This window comes from Flexilinea flocculi, from assembly GCF_001192795.1.
Taxonomy (GTDB): Bacteria; Chloroflexota; Anaerolineae; order Anaerolineales; family Anaerolineaceae; genus Flexilinea; species Flexilinea flocculi.
The window spans coordinates 1,893,350-1,911,263 of record NZ_DF968181.1 but is presented as its reverse complement, the minus strand read 5'-3'; the positions used below and the strand labels follow the sequence as shown (position 1 = coordinate 1,911,263).

General features: G+C 39.4%; 14 protein-coding genes. 6 read left to right on the top strand and 8 right to left on the bottom strand.

Translation table 11 applies throughout. The features are described 5' to 3' along the window. The first annotated feature begins 139 nt into the window (after positions 1-139). From ATC1_RS12900 to ATC1_RS12885, 4 genes are all read left to right on the top strand, one after another. Positions 140-1,309, top strand: a complete 1,170-nt coding sequence (locus ATC1_RS12900) for an iron-containing alcohol dehydrogenase (RefSeq protein WP_062283006.1) — start codon at positions 140-142, stop codon at positions 1,307-1,309. Between the two features lie 4 nt (positions 1,310-1,313). Further along, positions 1,314-2,036 (top strand): SDR family oxidoreductase, encoded by a 723-nt coding sequence (locus ATC1_RS12895; protein WP_082174798.1) that lies wholly within the window; start codon positions 1,314-1,316, stop codon positions 2,034-2,036. A 2-nt stretch (positions 2,037-2,038) separates the two neighbouring features. Further along, a complete protein-coding gene (locus ATC1_RS12890; protein ID WP_062283001.1) occupies positions 2,039-2,974 on the top strand; it encodes a hypothetical protein in 936 nt (311 codons plus the stop codon). Between the two features lie 338 nt (positions 2,975-3,312). Continuing rightward, the gene (locus tag ATC1_RS12885) at positions 3,313-4,380 is read left to right on the top strand and encodes a polysaccharide deacetylase family protein (protein ID WP_062282997.1); all 1,068 of its coding nucleotides are present in this window, start codon (positions 3,313-3,315) and stop codon (positions 4,378-4,380) included. A gap of 109 nt (positions 4,381-4,489) precedes the next feature. On the opposite strand, the gene ATC1_RS12880 is transcribed toward ATC1_RS12885, so the two are convergent. The 4 genes from ATC1_RS12880 to thpR form a co-directional block, all read right to left on the bottom strand. Beyond that, complete coding sequence (locus tag ATC1_RS12880) at positions 4,490-6,172, bottom strand: glutamine--tRNA ligase/YqeY domain fusion protein (protein WP_062282994.1); 1,683 nt, start codon at positions 6,170-6,172, stop codon at positions 4,490-4,492. Positions 6,173-6,699: 527 nt separating this feature from the next. Then, positions 6,700-7,095 carry an RrF2 family transcriptional regulator gene (locus ATC1_RS12875; protein WP_062282991.1) on the bottom strand — a complete coding sequence of 132 codons (396 nt, stop codon included), beginning with the start codon at positions 7,093-7,095 and terminating at the stop codon, positions 6,700-6,702. A 259-nt stretch (positions 7,096-7,354) separates the two neighbouring features. Continuing rightward, positions 7,355-7,672: a ribosome silencing factor gene (gene rsfS / locus ATC1_RS12870; RefSeq protein ID WP_269079302.1), complete on the bottom strand. Its 318-nt coding sequence runs from the start codon at positions 7,670-7,672 to the stop codon at positions 7,355-7,357. Between the two features lie 49 nt (positions 7,673-7,721). Continuing rightward, complete coding sequence (thpR, locus tag ATC1_RS12865; protein ID WP_152024319.1) at positions 7,722-8,318, bottom strand: RNA 2',3'-cyclic phosphodiesterase; 597 nt, start codon at positions 8,316-8,318, stop codon at positions 7,722-7,724. A 373-nt stretch (positions 8,319-8,691) separates the two neighbouring features. Between thpR and alaS the strand changes: the two genes are divergently transcribed. Beyond that, positions 8,692-11,430, top strand: a complete 2,739-nt coding sequence (alaS, locus tag ATC1_RS12860; RefSeq protein WP_062282983.1) for an alanine--tRNA ligase — start codon at positions 8,692-8,694, stop codon at positions 11,428-11,430. A gap of 178 nt (positions 11,431-11,608) precedes the next feature. On the opposite strand, the gene ATC1_RS12855 is transcribed toward alaS, so the two are convergent. After that, on the bottom strand, positions 11,609-12,466 hold the full coding sequence (locus ATC1_RS12855; protein ID WP_062282981.1) for a DegV family protein: 858 nt from the start codon (positions 12,464-12,466) through the stop codon (positions 11,609-11,611). A gap of 354 nt (positions 12,467-12,820) precedes the next feature. Between ATC1_RS12855 and surE the strand changes: the two genes are divergently transcribed. Then, positions 12,821-13,621, top strand: a complete 801-nt coding sequence (surE, locus tag ATC1_RS12850; RefSeq protein WP_062282978.1) for a 5'/3'-nucleotidase SurE — start codon at positions 12,821-12,823, stop codon at positions 13,619-13,621. Positions 13,622-13,864: 243 nt separating this feature from the next. On the opposite strand, the gene ATC1_RS15010 is transcribed toward surE, so the two are convergent. The 3 genes from ATC1_RS15010 to phnD all read right to left on the bottom strand — a co-directional run bounded on the left by ATC1_RS15010 (position 13,865) and on the right by phnD (position 17,793). Next, positions 13,865-15,694: a PhnE/PtxC family ABC transporter permease gene (locus ATC1_RS15010; RefSeq protein WP_062282974.1), complete on the bottom strand. Its 1,830-nt coding sequence runs from the start codon at positions 15,692-15,694 to the stop codon at positions 13,865-13,867. 4 nt (positions 15,695-15,698) lie between these two features. Continuing rightward, positions 15,699-16,451, bottom strand: a complete 753-nt coding sequence (phnC, locus tag ATC1_RS12840; RefSeq protein ID WP_062282971.1) for a phosphonate ABC transporter ATP-binding protein — start codon at positions 16,449-16,451, stop codon at positions 15,699-15,701. Positions 16,452-16,764: 313 nt separating this feature from the next. Continuing rightward, entirely contained in the window at positions 16,765-17,793 is a 1,029-nt protein-coding gene (gene phnD / locus ATC1_RS12835) for a phosphate/phosphite/phosphonate ABC transporter substrate-binding protein (RefSeq protein WP_062282968.1), read from the bottom strand. Positions 17,794-17,914: the final 121 nt, after the last annotated feature.

Sequence of the window (17,914 nt, the reverse complement as noted above, 5' to 3'; positions counted from 1 at the left end):
AGGTTTGCTTTCATCTGCGAAAAACAGTAATTAATTATTGCCAATGTTTTTCACGAAAAAGGAAATGTAAATAATAGAAGGATGATCATTCTCTTTAATTAACAAAAGATTGGCTTATTGAAAATAGAAAGGAATTGACATGGACAGTTTTTCTTTTCAAATTCCAACTCAAATACATGTTGGACGAGGAAAGATTCAAGATCTTCGGAACGTAAAATTACCGGGGAAGAAGCCCGTTATTGTTACCAGCGGTACATCCATCAAGAAATTTGGTTATTTAGATACATTAAGGATCATACTTTCCGAATTACAAATTGAATCTGTGATTTTTGATTCTGTTGTCCAAAATCCGACAAAACGAAATGTTGAGGAAATTGTCGAAGTTTTCCGTGAGAATCAATGTGACTTTCTAATAGGTTTTGGGGGAGGGAGCAGTATCGATGCGGCGAAAGCGGCAGCTGCCATGCTGACGAATGAAGGCGACCTTTGGGATTATGTGCAAATCGGAACTGGAAAAAGAAAGGCATTTGTTCATGATCCGATTCCGTTGATTGCCATTCCGACGACTGCCGGCACCGGAACAGAAGGGAATGCCACGGCTGTGATAACGAACGAGGCGACCGGCGAAAAAGTCGGAATTGGATGTTGTTTTCCGCGAATCTCGCTTGTCGATCCTGAATTGACGATAAATATATCTCCAAAATACACTGCGTTTCAAGGATTCGATGCGCTGTTTCATTGTATGGAAGCTTTTATTGCGAAAAAAGCGATTCCGATTAGCAATCCTCTGGCTTTGGATGGTGTGAAGATCATATTTAACAATTTAGCCACAGCAGTCAATCATGGCGAAAATATGGATGCACGATCCAATATGGCATGGGGTGCGACATTAGGTGGTATGGTTATATGTTTGTCTTCCTGTACGACAGCACACAATATTGAACACAGTCTGAGCGGAATAAAGCCGGCAGTGGTTCATGGAGCAGGGCTAATTATCATCTCAAGCGCTTTTCATCGTTTAGGGGCAAAAAGAATTCCTGAAAAATATGCAGCATTAGCAGACGCAATCGGTATTTCGATGCCAAATCAGACGATTCAGGAAAAAGCGCATGCCTTTTTGGATGCGTTTGAACAATTAAAATTCGATTGTGGAGTTGGAAAACTGTGTTTAAGAGATTATGGTTTTCTTGAGTCGGATTTTGACGAAATTATCGAAAAATCTCATGTGATTGCTGGCGGTGCGTTCTCAAGGGATTTGTACGAGATTACCGATTCTGATTTAAGAACCATGTTGCTTGAGTCATTTTAAAGTTATGAAAACGGCACTAATTACAGGGTCTTCTAAGCGATTAGGCAGATCAATGGCGCTTCATCTTGCCGAAAAGGATTATTTTGTCTGGATTCACTATTTTCAGGATCATCAGAACGCCATGGCGACTGCAGATCACATCAGACGGCAAGGTGGGGCTGCAGAGATTCTCCAGGCTGACTTGACCAAAGAAGAAGCGGTCTTAGAGATGTTCGCTGAATGCTCACAAAAACGAAAATCGTTGGATTTACTGGTGAATAATGCCGCTGTCATACAATCAAAAAGAATTACCGAAACGAAATTTTCCGAATGGAATGAAATCTTTGGCATCAATTTGCGCGCTCCCTGGTTTTGTTCCATTTGTGCTGCCGAATTGATGAAGTCAATGAGCGATGGCGTAATCATTAATATTGCAGATTCCGGTGCGACAAAAAACTGGATAAAGAATGCAGCCTATGGAATCAGCAAGAATGCATTGATAAATTTAACGCAAGTACTTGCAAAAAGTCTTGCGCCGAATATTCGCGTCAATTCCATTTCTCCCGGATTGATTCTTCCTTCTGACGATATGAAACCGGATCAATGGAATTATCTTGTGCGAAAATCGCTACTAAAACGGGATGGGAAAATCGATGATTTATTGCGCGCTCTGGATTTTATTTTAGATTCGCCATATTTAACCGGTGCCGATATCGTTGTCGATGGCGGATATCGATTGGGATCCTGATTATGCAATTCAATCGTGACATCCTCATTAAAATGTTGAAGATTATTCCACTCTGGAAACTGGCTGTCAGTCTAGGTGCGCTTTTTTCGACAGCCGGGCTGATAAAATTTTGGGGATTTCAATCCAATTGGATCTTTTTTTTCTATGTTTTTTTATTTTCATCGTTGACGATTATTCTTGCCCGCTGGCTGCAAATTCGGTTTGCTTTTCTTCGAGAGCGAATTCCTGTCGGACAGGAATTTACAGTTCTGACGTCTCCATGGCGAAGAGGAATTGATTTTAATCCTGAGAATTCAGTGCCGATTTTTAATTTTATTTTGCTGGTGTCTTGCATTGTCCTCATGCTTTTCTATCTTTGGATGATACATCTTGTTAAAAATCGCCTGGTTAACAATATATTTTTCTTACTGGTGTTATTTCTAGTCCTTTTATTTACTTATGCCGGTTCATACCGAAAAATATCATGGATTGAAGAAATTTCTGATGGTCTCCTTACGGTAATCACACCATCCATATGGCTTTCCATACAATTTGAATCTATGGAGCTTCAATTATCCATTTTAAGCTATATGCTGCCGATCCTTTGCCTTTTCTTATCATTTCGTTTCGTTTTCAGCATGATCATGGTGGAAGAAGATGTGCCGTTTTCTCCCGGTTTTTTTGTCACTGCAATTCACAAAAATTCTTTGCGAATCCACCATTTCTTCCCTTTCGCCGCATATGGCATTATCATTTTAACCAATCTCATGGGAGTCCATTGGCGGATTCAATGGCCTCAATTATTGACAATCCCAACGGTGGTTGTGCAAATGGTATTGATTGAGAGAATTCTCACAGGAAAAAAATTTGAGAGAAGATTATTGACTTTTCTATCATTTGCGAATATTATCTTGCTGGAATATTTTCAGATAACTGCTGTTTGGATTAACAATCTATAGCATGAAAAACGAAAATAACAATGATGAATAAAATGCGATAAAAGACTCCTGCTTCGTACGTAAGAGAAATTTTTTTGTAAGAAGAAAAACGCAGTGTAATTTCAAAAATGGAAAATCGTTTGATGATTAAAAGAAAAGATAATCATGTATAAAAACGCTTAGCTTTTTCGAAGAAAGAAAGAAAGTTTGTTGTAGTGGCGCTTTTGCGTTTTACGCAAAAGCGCCACTACAACAAAAATCCTCCCCATATTTTAAATTACTGGTAAAAAACATCTATGATTCATTTAATCATGTACAATAGACATAAAGAAATTCAGTTGTTGCGAAGGAAATGAAGCATGAAAAGAATTGCGAAAATCATCTTTGTTGCGGGAATCGTTGGATTATTCATCTCTGGCTGCCATTTACCAGATCAGAATGTTGATCCCGGAATTTTATATACATTAGCGGCTGAAACGATTCAGGCGGAAAACAACCGGATTGCTTCTTTAACTCCTCCAACTCCGACATCAACCATCACACCGACACCGACGATAACCCCAACAGCCACGAATACACCGACAGCGACGATTGTTCCTTCACCAACCTGGGTAACCCACGCAGCCGGATCAGCGGATATTCTCGTCTTGTATTATAACGATGTTGCTGAAAGCGCTGATGAGGATGCATATTATCAATGGGAAAGTGAGTCTTATGTACGAAAAGCTGAATTTGAACAGCAGGTCCGAGTACTTTATGAATTAGGTTATACCAGTATCGGTCTATCAGACATGGTGAAGGTTTTATATGAAGGTGGCGAGCTTCCTCCGCGTCCGGTCATGTTTACATTCGATTCAACAAAATTAGGACAATATCGAAATGCTTATCCGATTTTGAAAAAATATGGAATGAAGGGTAATTTGATGCTTTTAGCAGCTCAAATCGATACAAAAAATTGTCTGACGACTGAACAAATCAAAGAAATGATGGCTGATGGATGGGAAATTGGCAGCAGAGGATATTGGGGAAACGATATTTATCACGATCCATCCAAAACTGGCGAGGAAATTGGAAAGTCCAAACCATTATTGGAACAAAAATTTGGTGTTGAAGTTCAGGTATTCGCCTATCCTTACGGTCTTCCAGATAATGAAGGGCGCATGGCCAGTGCAGTCAGTTCATATCTTTACAAAGCTGCATTTGGAAAACAACACACAGTAAAACAATCAATAAACAATGTCTTATATCTTGGAAGATATGAAATATTAAAAGGTCTCTCTTATAATGATTTCTTCTCCTATCTGCCATGGCAGGAAGGGACGATTTCACAGGAGACAATGAATTGGACACTGCCCACTCCGACTGTAGATCCAACTGCTTACGCATTGACTGCAGTTGCAAATGTAGAAGCACCAACAACACCTTAGCCGTTTGAACACCGAATATCTGGACAGAACGAATTGCTGATTTCATTCTAAATAGATAAAAAAAAGCCATCCGTTTATCATGGGATGGCTTTTTTTATGTGATATTTTTCTATTGATTCTGATGCAATTTTTCGATTTTGCTCCATGTATCTCGGAGTGAAACGGTTCGATTGAAGACTGGCAATTCTGCTGTTGTGTCCGGATCAGCAGCGAAGAAACCAACTCTTTCAAATTGAAATTTTTCACCCGAATTTACCATAGCGAGACACGGTTCAACATAACCGTTCAGGATGGTCAGAGAATCCGGATTAATACAGCTCAGGAATCCATCTTCGCCATCTTCCGGATTTTCCTCCAGGAACAGCCGATCATAAAGTCTGAATTCAGCTTTTTTGGCATACGCTTCTGAAAGCCAATGAATCGTCGCTTTTACTTTCCTTCCATCATTGGATTTACCGCCATATGAATCAGGATCATAAGTGCAGTGGACTTCAATGACTTCTCCGTTACTGTTTTTCACAATATCAGTGCATTTGATGTAATACGCATAACGTAATCGAACTTCATTTCCAGGGAACAATCGATAATATTTTGGCGGAGGAGTTTCCCGGAAATCATCCTGATCGATATAAATCACTTTGGAAAATGGAATTTTCCTTGTGCCGGCTTCCGGATCTCCCGGATTATTTTCTGCATCCAGCTCTTCAACCTGTTGATCTGGGTAATTATCGATGATGACTTTAAGCGGTTTCAGTACTGCCATCCGTCGAAGGGAATGCTGATTAAGATCATCCCTGATAGCAGATTCCAATAATGCGATATCGATAATGCTGAAGTTTTTCGCGATACCTACCCGTTTTATGAAATCTTTGATTGCTTCCGGTGTATAACCACGCCTTCGTAAACCGCATAAAGTCGGCATACGGGGATCATCCCATCCTTTTACGATTCCTTCTTTGACAAGCCTGAGCAATTTCCGCTTGCTGAGAACCGTATAACTTAAATTAAGACGTGCAAATTCAATTTGCCGCGGTTTATATTCCCCTAATTCATCCAGGAACCATTCATATAACGGCCGGTGGTTTTCGTAAGCGAGGTCACAGAGAGAATGTGTAATTCCTTCCATGGAGTCATTTTGACCGTGAGCCCAGTCATACATCGGATAGATACACCATTTATTTCCGGTGCGATGATGGGATGGTTCATGGATAATACGATACATGACTGGATCCCGCATATTCATGTTAGGACTTGCCATGTCAATTTTTGCGCGTAAAACACGTGACCCATCCGGAAATTCCCCATTTTTCATACGATTCAGTAAATCAAGATTTTCTTCAACGCTGCGATTGCGAAAAGGGGATTCTTTCCCTGGTTCAGTTAATGTACCGCGATTTTCTTTGACATCTTCCTGAGATTGATCATCAACGTAGGCTTTCCCTTTTTTAACCAAACGGATCGCCCACTCGTACAGTTTGTCAAAGTAGGAGGATGCAAAAAACTCACGATCTTCCCAATCGAAGCCCAACCAATGGATGTCTTCTTTGATAGAATTTACAAATTCGATATTTTCTTTAGTTGGATTGGTGTCATCAAAGCGCAAATTACACTTTCCGCCATATTCTTCTGCAATTCCAAAACTGATTGTAAGCGCTTTGGCATGTCCTATATGTAGATAGCCATTTGGTTCAGGCGGAAATCGCGTATGAATATTTGTAAAACGGCCGGATTTCAAATCTTCATTAATCGCTTCGCGTATAAAATCAATCGATTTATCTTCATCTTGATTCATAGAATAATCCTTTTGGGCAATTTAGGTTATAAAAAAATTTTTTGTGTTCACTTCCCGTCATAGTACATTAACAAAGAGAACCTTTTTTTATATTTATCAGCTTTTTCAGTTGGTGAATAACCTTTCAAAACAAGGGCTTTTATCAATAATTCGATCGATCTTCAGAATTTCGAGTTGCTGGTTATTGATAATAGCTTTTTGATTGATTTCACGGGTTCTTTATCCTTTAAAGCAGATTTATTATAAGACAAGCACTCGGTTTTTTCCAGTTATCATCATATCTGGCAGAAATTCTTTCCACATTTCGAATTGATAAATATTTGATAACAATTCGTTGCAATGAAAAACTATGCCACTATGCGGCTCTCAATGAAAAGTTTCGCGACTTTAGGGCTCACTTGGCAATCGATCATTACGATGATGGTATAAACCTCCGATGAAGCAATCTTATTGTATTAATGAAAAAAGACGGCTGGAAAAAACCGTCTTTTTTTTATTCAAGGTATTGTTTCCGGACAAGGCAGAATTTACTTTTTCAAGAGATCTGACAGTTTATAATCTTTTAATGCTTCCTGTATCCTGTTTCCCACAGCATTCCAAACGTCCAAAGCGATGTCATTTTCTTCAATCGGTTCAGTACTTTCAGATGTTGGAACAGAAAATTGTCCTTCTAATGCATTGAAAATATCATAAATGCTTATTCCCATTCCTTTTGAGCCCAGCTTCAAGCCGCCTTTTGGACCAGGTGTCGCTTTTATTAAGCCGTTTTGCTGTAAAGTATGAGCTATCTGATGCAGGAATGGCAGCGGTATAGCAAGCTGCTCAGAAATTGCAGCGGTGGATTTTGAAGAGTTTTCTTTATCGGATGCCAGCGCTATCATAAGCTGCAATCCGTAATTAAGTCTTCTGCTAACCTTCAACATAGTTCACCTCATAAACACTTTTCTCAGCAATATCTGCTGATTGATTTCCGATAATGAAGAATACTAATCACTATTTATATTAACATTATACACGAATTATATGTTAACTTATTAAGATCAAGTTAGTTTATGATAGTTTGGTAATTCGAAATTAGCGATAACTTTTTGAAAACAGAGCGAAAAATAGTAGTAATGTATTTTTTACACAGAGAGCAAAAAATACATTACTACAAATAAATCTTCCCGAAGATGGTTATTGTTAATGAACTTTTATTAAGGTTTTGGCTTCTTTCCACAAATCTTCCAACTGGTAATAGTCTCTGCGATCCGGAGAAAAAATGTGGACGACAATATCGCCAAAGTCTAATAACACCCATCCTGCGCTGTCTGCGCCTTGTATGCTGCAATGCTGATGATATTCTTCACGAATCTTCTCTGATACTGCTTCGGAAAGACTTTGCAGCATGCGGCTGCTGGTACCTGAGCAAATCACAAAATAATCCGTAAATGAAACTTGCTGACTTACATCCATCAAGATGATATCCTCAGCTTTATGTTCTTCTAAAATATCAACAATTTTTCGGGCAATTGTAATCGTATCCAGAGTATTCTCCTGATTTAAAGTATTAGTTATTTTGAACTGATATTAACATATTTTTAAGATTTTGACTATAGATTGTATGATAAAGCGGACCTTGCGGAGTTAATGTGCTCTCAATTAGTTGAATTTGATCTACAACAAATGGAGGAAAATGAATCTCTTTTACCGTTTGAATCACAGTATCCAGTGATTCGATTGCAATTTCATGACCATTATCAGATAATCTTCCAAGGGTTAGATGCGGTTGAAACGGACGGTTTTCTTTTTCAAAGCCTTGATCAAAAGCCAACTTTTCAAGATCATTCTGTAGTCTACAAAGTGCATCGGGAGGTTGAATTCCGATCCATAATACACGCGGTGTTCTTTTGTTGGGGAAAACGCCTGAATCTTTCAATTGAATTTTAAAAGAATCATGGCTTAGGCCGGATTTTTGAACAATTTCTTTCAATAATTGAACTTTACGAATTGGCACTTCACCTAAAAATTTCAGTGTAATATGAAGATTGTTTTCCGAAATCCAGCGAATATCCGGCATTTTGACAACCGGATTTTGAAGAACATTTTTGACGATGATCTCTTTACTTGTTTTAGAAATTGGAACTGCAATAAACAGACGCGGCATTTTTTTTGTTTCTCTGAATAATATGTAATGATCCGTCAGAATTGTCCGGAACAATCTAATTTAACCACATTTCTAATGTTTTTACTGCCATTCGAAAAATGAAAAGATTTCTTCGTTATTCTTATTGTTTTCCACGAAGCGCAAAAACATCATAACTATAAAGAACACCCCCATATTTTGAACTGATTACTTTCATTATAAGAATTTGAAAAAGAAGAAGGATTCTTTGGATATTCTGTTTTTTTTTGCGATCGATTTGAAAAGTAAGTCTGTTTTTCAAATTAATGAAAATTGACTGTTGCGGTTTATATTTCCGTTTATAATTCTATGGCAAATAAATTAAATAGATAATTCTCAAAGGGGAGCGATCGCTATGCAAAAAGAAATGAGCGGAAATCAAATACGGCAACAATTTATTGATTTTTTTGTTAATAAAGGACATACAGCCGTGCGTTCCGCATCTTTGGTTCCTGCCGGTGATAAAACACTGTTATTCACGAATGCGGGCATGGTTCAATTTAAAGATATTTTTCTTGGAACTGATAAACGTTCTTATACACGTGCTTGCGACAGTCAAAAATGTATGCGCGTTGCCGGAAAGCATAATGATCTGGATGATGTCGGTAGAGATGACAGCCATCATACTTTTTTTGAAATGCTCGGTAACTGGTCATTTGGGGATTATTACAAGGAAGAGGCAATTTCCTGGGCATGGGAGCTGTTGACAGAAGTTTGGAAACTGGATAAGGACAAGCTTTGGACAACTTGTTTTCAGGATGATCGAGGAGAAATTCAACCGGATTCCGAAGCTTATGAGATTTGGAAAAAACAACCCGGAATCAATCCGGAACATGTGTTGTTTTTTGGACGTAAAGAGAATTTTTGGGAAATGGCTGATACTGGCCCTTGTGGTCCGTGTAGTGAAATCCATATCGATTTAGGTCCCGAAAGATGCAACAAAAAAAACGTACCAGGTCATATCTGTCGCGTAAATGGCGACTGCAGCCGTTATATGGAATTGTGGAATCTTGTCTTTATTCAATACAATCGCCTAAATGCAGAAACGCTGGTTCCTTTGTCACAACAATTTGTTGATACCGGAATGGGTTTTGAACGAATCGTTTCGGTGTTGCAGAAGACTGATTCCAACTATAAAACCGATCTGTTTTCGAAAATGATGTCGACCATTCGACAAATTGCCGGAACGAATTTGGAACAAATGCATCAAAATTTTACTCCGTATCGCGTTATTGCCGACCATGCAAGAGCAGCGTCCTTTCTAATTGCTGACGGAGTAGTTCCTGGGAATATCGGGAGGAATTATGTTTGCCGCATGATCATACGAAGAGCTGTGCGATTTGGTCAGCAAATCGGGATCAAAAAACCATTCATGGATAAAGTCGCAGAAAGTGTGATTGAAAGTTACAAAGATGCATATCCTGAACTTGCACAAATGAGGTCATCGATCCTCAATGCGATTTCCTGGGAAGAAAACCGATTTAACAAAACACTGGATAACGGAATCGCTCAGTTGAATGAAATTATCACTCTGATGAAAGAGAATCGTCAAACGATTGTCGATGGGGAGACTTGCTTCGACCTTTATTCAACTCACGGCCTGCCGCTTGAGATTACCTTTGACATCGTTCGCGAATATGGATTTGATGTCGATCGTAATGGATTCCAAAAAGCTGCTGAAACACATCGAATTGTTTCAGGCGGCGGAAAAGCCATGGGTCAGATGGGCGGAGAGGATGCTGATATTTATGCCATGTATTTGGATCATTTGAAAGATCAAGGTTTGCTCACTTCAGACGGTGTCCGATATAACCCGTACGATCATCACCCGATACCATCGAAATTAATATTATTGATCCATGATAAAGAAAATGTTTCCGAAATCAATGAAGGTGATGAAGCTGAAGTGATAACTGACTCTACAAATTTTTATCTGGAAATGGGCGGACAGGTTAGTGATACGGGAACAATTCAAGGAATTGGAAGTGATTTTCTGTTTGAAGTGACCAGTATTCGACGTCCGTGTGCCGGTCTAATCATCCATCAAGGTAGAGTTCTAAAAGGAAATGCAAAAACTGGCAGTGAGGTCATGGTTGCTGTTGACGGAAATCGGCGGCATGATATCATGCGTAATCACACGGCTACCCATCTGTTGCATGCTGCTTTACATCAGGTGATTGGAAACCAGGCCAGACAAGCCGGTTCACTGGTTGCTCCAGACCGTCTGCGTTTTGATTTCAACAGTAATCAGGCTCTGACATCAGAACAAATCGCCGAAATCGAAGATATTGTCAATCAGAAGATATTGGATGCAATTCCAGTTACTACTCAGATTGAAAATCTGGATGATGCGATTCAAGAAGGTGTGACGGCATTATTTAATGAAAAATATGGCAATGAAGTTCGGGTTGTGCGGATCGGATTGGATCAAGATGATGTTATCTCTGCCGAGCTTTGTGGCGGTACTCATGTTTCAAATACCAGTGAGATCGGATTGTTTATGATTTTGAGCGAAAGCAGCGTAGCAACTGGTATCCGCAGAATTGAAGCGGTATCCGGAACGGTTGCAAATGTTCTATCGCGAAAGAAGATATCCGAATTACGCGAAATGTCTGCAATTCTCAATGTACCGATGGATGGTGTGTTAGATCGGGTGGATGAACTTCAGGATCAGAATCATAAAGCGCAAAAAGAAATTACGGATCTTCGTAATGAAATTGCATTAAAAGATTTTTCTGAGAAAATGAATCAAGTTCAGAAAATACAAGATATCAATTTCCTGGGAATTCATATACCGGATGTAAATCCAGATACGCTCCGGATGATGGCTGACAAGTTCCGGGACGAGAATGAAAATGCGGTAGCTATTTTTAGTACGATTTCTGATGAGAAGGTTGTATTAATTGCCACAGTGAAAGAATCCGTGATCAAACGGGGAATAAAAGCGGGTGATATTGTTTCCAGTGCATCTTCGGTTGTTGGTGGAAAAGGTGGCGGAAGACCCACCATGGCTCAAGGCGGAGGAAAAGAGATAGACAAGATTCCGGAAGCTCTGAAAGCTGCTGAAGCATATGTGAAGGGAAAAATCAACTAAGGGGAAAAAGACCGCTCATAAAAAATGGGCGGCTTTTTATGACAGGCTGATTGATATTCACTGTAATTAGAAATTGGAAAAAAATTTAGCGAAAAGATAAAAAAAGAGTATTGTTGTTGCGCTTCAAGCGCAACAACAATACTCCATTCTTCTTATTTTTCGTATCACAGTGCTCTATTCAGCGATGATTTGCCATAAAATACAACGCAATGACACCTGGGCCAGTGTGTGATCCAATGACCGGACCGACATAATTCACTACAAATTCTTTTGTCCTTAAATTTTGTTGAATCATATCCATCAGTTTTTCTACTTCTTCGATACAATCTCCATGGCTGATGAATACTCTTTGATCCGCTGGATCAACTGCCATATCTCTCATTTTTTCAAACAGCCTTTTTATGGCTTTATTTCTGCCAAGGATTTTTTCTCTTGGAATCAATCTTCCAAGGTCATCCATATTCATGACAGGTTTCACATTAAGGACACTACCAAACCAGGCTGCTCCTGCAGAAACTCTTCCGCCTCGCTGCAGAAAAAACAAATCATCGACAGTAAACCAATGATTCAATTTCAACTTGTTCGATTCAAGCCAATTTGCAACTTCTTCCAGACTCTTTCCAGAATCTCGTAATCGTACAGCCTGGTCTACCAAGTAACCTAAACCCATAGAAGCTGACAATGAATCAATTGTGATAATTCTGCAGTCAGGATATGTATTTCCAAGAATTTCTTTTGCTCGACGACCACTTTCCAGCGTCCCGGACAATGCGCTGGAAAAGCCGATATATAAAATATCTTTGTTTTGTGACAGCGCTTTTTTGTATAACTCCACAAAAACTTCCGGATTTGCCTGACTGGTTTTTGACATACTGCCATTTCGCAGACGGTTGTAGAATTCTTTTGCGGGAAAAGAATTTGGCGCCGGTTGTCCATCAATTGTGAAGGATAAATTCGCAATGTGAAAATCAGTATAAGAAGCGGTTAAGGATTCTGGTAAGTCGCAGCAAGAATCTGTAACAATATGAAATGACATAAATCCTCCGATTATTGAATCGTTATAACCTGGACCCATTCTTTCGAAACAGGCTCATAAAAATTATAAGCGAAAATAAGAATCTTTTCTTGATCAATCAAGAATTTGCAGTAATTCAAAAATTTGACTAATTTTCCGAATTACTCGGGAATAACTTGTTGTTGTGATGTTTTTGTACCAACCGTAAAAACATCCCAACAAAAATGAATCTCATCATATTTCAAATTACCGGAAAATTCACAGTACTTTGGGAAATACGGGAATGGTTTGTGTTGTATAGAGTATCTATTAATTTTCAAAAAAGAGGGGTAAAAATCGATTAGAATCAATGTAGCCAATTACATGGAGATTGTCATGACCGATGCGCAAATTGTTTTAACGAATGATGACGGTATAGATTCGCCAGGATTGTGGGCGATTGCAGAGAAACTGGCACTTTTAGGCGATCTTTGGATTGTTGCTCCAAATATTCAATATTCAGGTGCCGGCCGCTGCTATTTTCGCGAATCAGAGGGAATTATTCAGGAACGTGAAAACAAAGTATCCGTATCGAATATTCGGGCATTTGCAGTGAGCGGTTCCCCCGCACAGTCTGTTTTTCATGCAATTCATGAAATTCTGCCCAAGACGCCGGATTTGATCGTCAGTGGGATTAATTATGGGGAAAACTTGGGGAATATCGTAACCAGCTCCGGAACTATTGGAGCAGCTATTGAAGCCGGCGGTTATGGTATTAAATCTGTGGCTATTTCACTGGAAATATTACCGGAGGTTGGTTATCTCAATTATTCAGAGAATGTGGATTTCAGTGCTGCTGCATATTTCGGTCATAAATTTGCTTGGAAAATCCTTGAAAATGGACTGCCGGACGGTGTGGATATCCTGAAAATTGATGTTCCTCGAACTGCCACAACTGCAACACCATGGCGATTAACCCGCGTATCCAGAAACAGCGAAATGAGCAAAAAAGTAAACCGGGTTTCGTTTGACCAGCCGGCGCATATTGACTGGTTCCCTTGTTTCAACAACGATTTAATTGAACATGACTCAGATATTCAAGCGGTTTGTAATGAGTCGATTGTTTCAGTTAGCCCGATGACGATTGATTTGACTGCAAAAAATGATTTCTCGGTTATTATGTCTTATCTTCAATAAAAAATTATGAGAAAAGAACAATCTTCCTGTTTATCGGCGATTTGAAATGGGAAAAGGATTACTGGCTATCGCGTTATTTTGGATTCTGTGTAAAAACAATGCGATAACAAGTTTTGTTTCTTCGTTTTATCCAATTTTCAAATTGCTGATAGATCTTGACTGATAAAGATTGTTCTTTATTAAGTTCATTCCCAATCAGAAAGGACACTTATTAATAGTGATCCTTTTTTGGTGGAAATTGGTTTAAACGATCTTATTTCTTACATAACCGCTTAGATAGTCCATTAATGAGACTACGACCGCGATTGCAATCATCTGCACTGAAGCGGCGCGGTAATTCAGCAGGTTGATGTTTTGCTGTAAGAGGAATCCAATACCTCCGCCGCCTGCAAAACCGATGATCGTTGACATGCGGACATTTTGATCCCAGCGATAGAGCGTAAATGCGATGTAAGGTGGAATGATTTGAGGAATTACAGCATAAACAACTTGCTGAACAAGATTTGCGCCGGTTGCCTGAATGGCTTCTAAAGGTCCTTCGGATATATTTTCAACCTGTTCTGAATACATCTTGCCCAAAGCTGCGATCGTATGCAGCGCCAATGCGAGCGATCCGGCAAAAGGACCAATTCCTACCCAAACGACGAACACAATGACCATCACCAGTGATTCAATCGATCTGAGAATATTGAAAACAGATCGTGTAATAATATAAATCACATTCCCGATTTTAATTTCATAATTTGGTTGAAAGATTAATCCCAACATCAATCCGACCAAGCCGCCAATCATTCCTGTATATAGATTAATTTCTCGAATATTTTTAAATTCATACAAGAAATTTAATGCATTTATGATCAGCAGACACAATCCCGCATATGCTGCGACAGAAAGAACTACCGATATGATTTTTTTCATCCAGATCGGTGGTGCAGCGAGAATGCTTTTACTGATTTTACTGCCAAGACTAACTGCGATGAATGATGCCGCGATTCCAACTCCTACGGGAAGAATCATTTCCAGAATTTCTCCCATATCACGAATGAATTCACCAATAAAAGCGAATGTTCCTAATGATTTTGCCAGTGAATCACCTGCAAGAATGAAGACTTTCGAAAGCAGAAAGCAAAAAACCACGACTGTAATGGCGGCTGTAGATTTTGATAATATAGATCGAAATTTATTTGAAGTATGTTCTCCGGGAATTTTCTGATTGGAAAAAAGCTGTCGAAGCAGTAGAAATATAATGACGGCAAGCAGAATGCATCCGATCACAACGAAAATCGGTGAAATCGTCAGAGTTGAAATCCAGCGAATTATGATTTGAACAATCTTAAGACCGATATAAAACCCGATCGGGAACAAAATGAGTGTCAGAGAAACGCTTATAAACTCAGTCTTCAAACGTTCCATCAGGTTTTTTGCAGCAAAAAAGCTGAGTGGGAGTGCAAAAATACAGCCTACGGTTGTGGATAACAATGCAAGGAACAGGGTTTCGACGATCTTATCCCAGGTGTCTTTTAGGGTTCCCGAAATTTTTAAATTGCCAGCATACACAGAAGTTTTAACTTGTATGGTCTGAGGTTGATCCGATTTACGATTCTTAGGTATTTTTGTCTCGAGAATGAAATGACCGTTTTCATCTGTATTGGCTTGTCCTAAAGTCAGTTTTACTCCATTCGGAGGAATAAATTGAACGAAAATCTGTTCCGATACTTCAAAATTAAATCCTTCGATCGTAATCGCATCTCCGGGGTTTGCACAATAAGTACTCAGTGTCAAGTACGGATCTGAAGTGGTTGGATCCACAGCGATGCCAGTAAAAGCATTTTCTGAACAAGGTGCGAGAATTTTCGTCTGGATCAATGTATCGACTGTATCATATGTAAAAAGATCCGGTTGGACCAATGCACGTATGATCCTGATCAATTGTTTTTGACGAATTTCGGATTTTGTCTCTTCAAGATTTACTTTTGTAACTGAAAAGCCGATTGCATAAAGAATGATTAAACCAATAATAATAAAGGCTACTTTTATCGAATGAAGAAACGGGGATTTTGATTTTTTTTTCATCGTCTTATCCCACCCTCTCTGCATCACGCCCGTAAATTTCTTTAAATTTCATATCATCGATTTCACTTGGTAAACCATCAAAAACCACATAGCCATTGTTAAGCGCAATTACTCTGTCTGCATATCGATGTACCAGATCTAAAAAGTGCAGGCTGCAGATTACTGTAACGCCTAATTCTTTATTGATTTTATCCAGATATTGCATGATAGAATGTGCCAGAACCGGATCAAGTGATGCAACTGGTTCGTCAGCAAGCATAATTTCCGGATTTTGCATCATAGCTCTGGCAATGCTGACGCGTTGTTGCTGCCCGCCGCTGAGTTCATCGGCTCTTTGAAAAGCTTTGTCTGCGATACCGACGCGTTCCAACTGCTTCATCGCATCAAGATAATCTTGTTTTGAGAACCGATTCAAAAAGCTCCAGGCAGGGTTGATGTATCCGAGTCTGCCGGAAAGGACGTTGGTTAAAACTGTTGAGCGAAGTACCAAATTAAAGCTTTGGAAAACCATTCCGATCTTTCTTCGGTATAATCGCATTTCATTTTCCGGAAGTGCAGCTAAATCGATTCCATTCCATATAATTTGGCCTTTTGTCGGTTCAATCAGCCGATTAATACAACGCAGCAGCGTTGATTTTCCGGAACCGCTGAGACCGATGACTGCAAGAAACTGACCTTTGGGTACATTAAAGGTAACTGCTTTTAATGCCTGTGTGCCGCCGGGATATATTTTTGATAGTTCATTGATTTCCAGCATTATGAATCCTTGTCGATGTGGTATTTAGGGATTTCGGATTACAAAACTTTTTTGTAAAATAAAAACATCATGGCTGAGGTTATCAATCTCCATGTGATTCCAGAGAATCATCATAAATTGTATAATCGTACTGGAAAAATGGAATCATAATTCTGTTCAGTCATTCGAAATTCGGAAACGATTTTTGAGTTGTTTTTGCATTTCATGCAAAAACAACTCAAAAACATTACTCATTAGTTCAATTCGGATCGCTGGATCCTGACGCTTGATTTATGAAAACGGGCAACTAACATGTTGCCCGTTTTTTTCAATATTAGTTACTTTTGCGAAAATCATCCAATGTTTCACCTAATTCTGCGACCATCTGGCGGACGATATCATAATTGGTATCATCTGTTCTCTCCAACCCTGTCCAGTCGTAAAAATCAGGATTTCCGATTGATTCTGCCCATTCGGGGGTATCCGCAAATGCAATCAGCGCTTCTTCAATTTTTGCTCGGATATCTGCCGGGAAATCAGGCCCAAAGGATAGTGTGTCGTTTGGAATGGCTTCACTCAAAGCTATTATTTTTACTTTTTGGACGACATCTGGTGCTTCCTCTCGTATATTCGCTCGAGCATCTTTCACAAGATATCCTCCGCAATCGATATTTTTCTTATCTTCAGTGAGAACACACGAATCAATTAAATCTTCCGGAATATCAGGAGGATCACCATATTTCCAGGGTGACACACCTTCCGGTGTTCGAAACGCGCTGTAAAATACCGTTGCGAAATCAGCTTCGCCATTATAAACAGCCTTTACAGCCTGGTTATGACCGCCAGCCTGGACTTCTTCTCCAACTTTGATGCCGAGTTTTTTAAACATGACGGATGGAACGGTGTATCCGGAGGTTGATGCTGCATCCGGGAAAGCCCATTTTTTTCCGGCGAGGTCTTCAATTTTTTCAATGCCGCTATCACGTCGGACGATAAACTCAGACCAATACTCTTTGAATCCGTACCGAAGGGCGGCAAAAGCCACATCGACACCACAAAGTTCACTTCCCAATACATAGGGTTTTGCCGGAATAAATCCCATCGTATTATCCGGACTGGCACACATCTCTTCCACTGTTGCAGCAAATGATGTCGGAACGGAAACTTCAAAGAAATACCCGGTAGCGTCGTGTAACGCTTTTGCCATGATTTCGCCACCGGTGACGATAGTATTGGCTTCAACAGAAGGGACAAATAAGACTTTAATAGGATTTTCCTCAGAACCAATTTCAGCCTGAGCGACAACGGGCAGTATCATGATTAAAGCCATAAAAACTGCAAGGAACATAGAAATTCTTTTCATTTTCACTCCTCTAAAATATTTGCCTTTTTGGAACAAATTGAAAACTGATATCATATCCATCATAGCATAAAAAGGAGGAAAATGAAGAATCAATCTATACAGATTTTCGGAAGGTTTACTT

What these genes read in the sequence shown, in the direction of transcription:
- ATC1_RS15010 (WP_062282974.1), bottom strand. Translation starts at nt 15,694, where the DNA reads ATGAAAAAAAAATCAAAATCCCCGTTTCTTCATTCGATAAAAGTAGCC.
- ATC1_RS12880 (WP_062282994.1), bottom strand. Translation starts at nt 6,172, where the DNA reads ATGAATCAAGATGAAGATAAATCGATTGATTTTATACGCGAAGCGATT.
- ATC1_RS12890 (WP_062283001.1), top strand. Translation starts at nt 2,039, where the DNA reads ATGCAATTCAATCGTGACATCCTCATTAAAATGTTGAAGATTATTCCA.
- ATC1_RS12895 (WP_082174798.1), top strand. Translation starts at nt 1,314, where the DNA reads ATGAAAACGGCACTAATTACAGGGTCTTCTAAGCGATTAGGCAGATCA.
- phnC (WP_062282971.1), bottom strand. Translation starts at nt 16,451, where the DNA reads ATGCTGGAAATCAATGAACTATCAAAAATATATCCCGGCGGCACACAG.
- ATC1_RS12875 (WP_062282991.1), bottom strand. Translation starts at nt 7,095, where the DNA reads ATGTTGAAGGTTAGCAGAAGACTTAATTACGGATTGCAGCTTATGATA.
- phnD (WP_062282968.1), bottom strand. Translation starts at nt 17,793, where the DNA reads ATGAAAAGAATTTCTATGTTCCTTGCAGTTTTTATGGCTTTAATCATG.
- ATC1_RS12900 (WP_062283006.1), top strand. Translation starts at nt 140, where the DNA reads ATGGACAGTTTTTCTTTTCAAATTCCAACTCAAATACATGTTGGACGA.
- ATC1_RS12885 (WP_062282997.1), top strand. Translation starts at nt 3,313, where the DNA reads ATGAAAAGAATTGCGAAAATCATCTTTGTTGCGGGAATCGTTGGATTA.
- alaS (WP_062282983.1), top strand. Translation starts at nt 8,692, where the DNA reads ATGCAAAAAGAAATGAGCGGAAATCAAATACGGCAACAATTTATTGAT.
- thpR (WP_152024319.1), bottom strand. Translation starts at nt 8,318, where the DNA reads ATGCCGCGTCTGTTTATTGCAGTTCCAATTTCTAAAACAAGTAAAGAG.
- ATC1_RS12855 (WP_062282981.1), bottom strand. Translation starts at nt 12,466, where the DNA reads ATGTCATTTCATATTGTTACAGATTCTTGCTGCGACTTACCAGAATCC.
- surE (WP_062282978.1), top strand. Translation starts at nt 12,821, where the DNA reads ATGACCGATGCGCAAATTGTTTTAACGAATGATGACGGTATAGATTCG.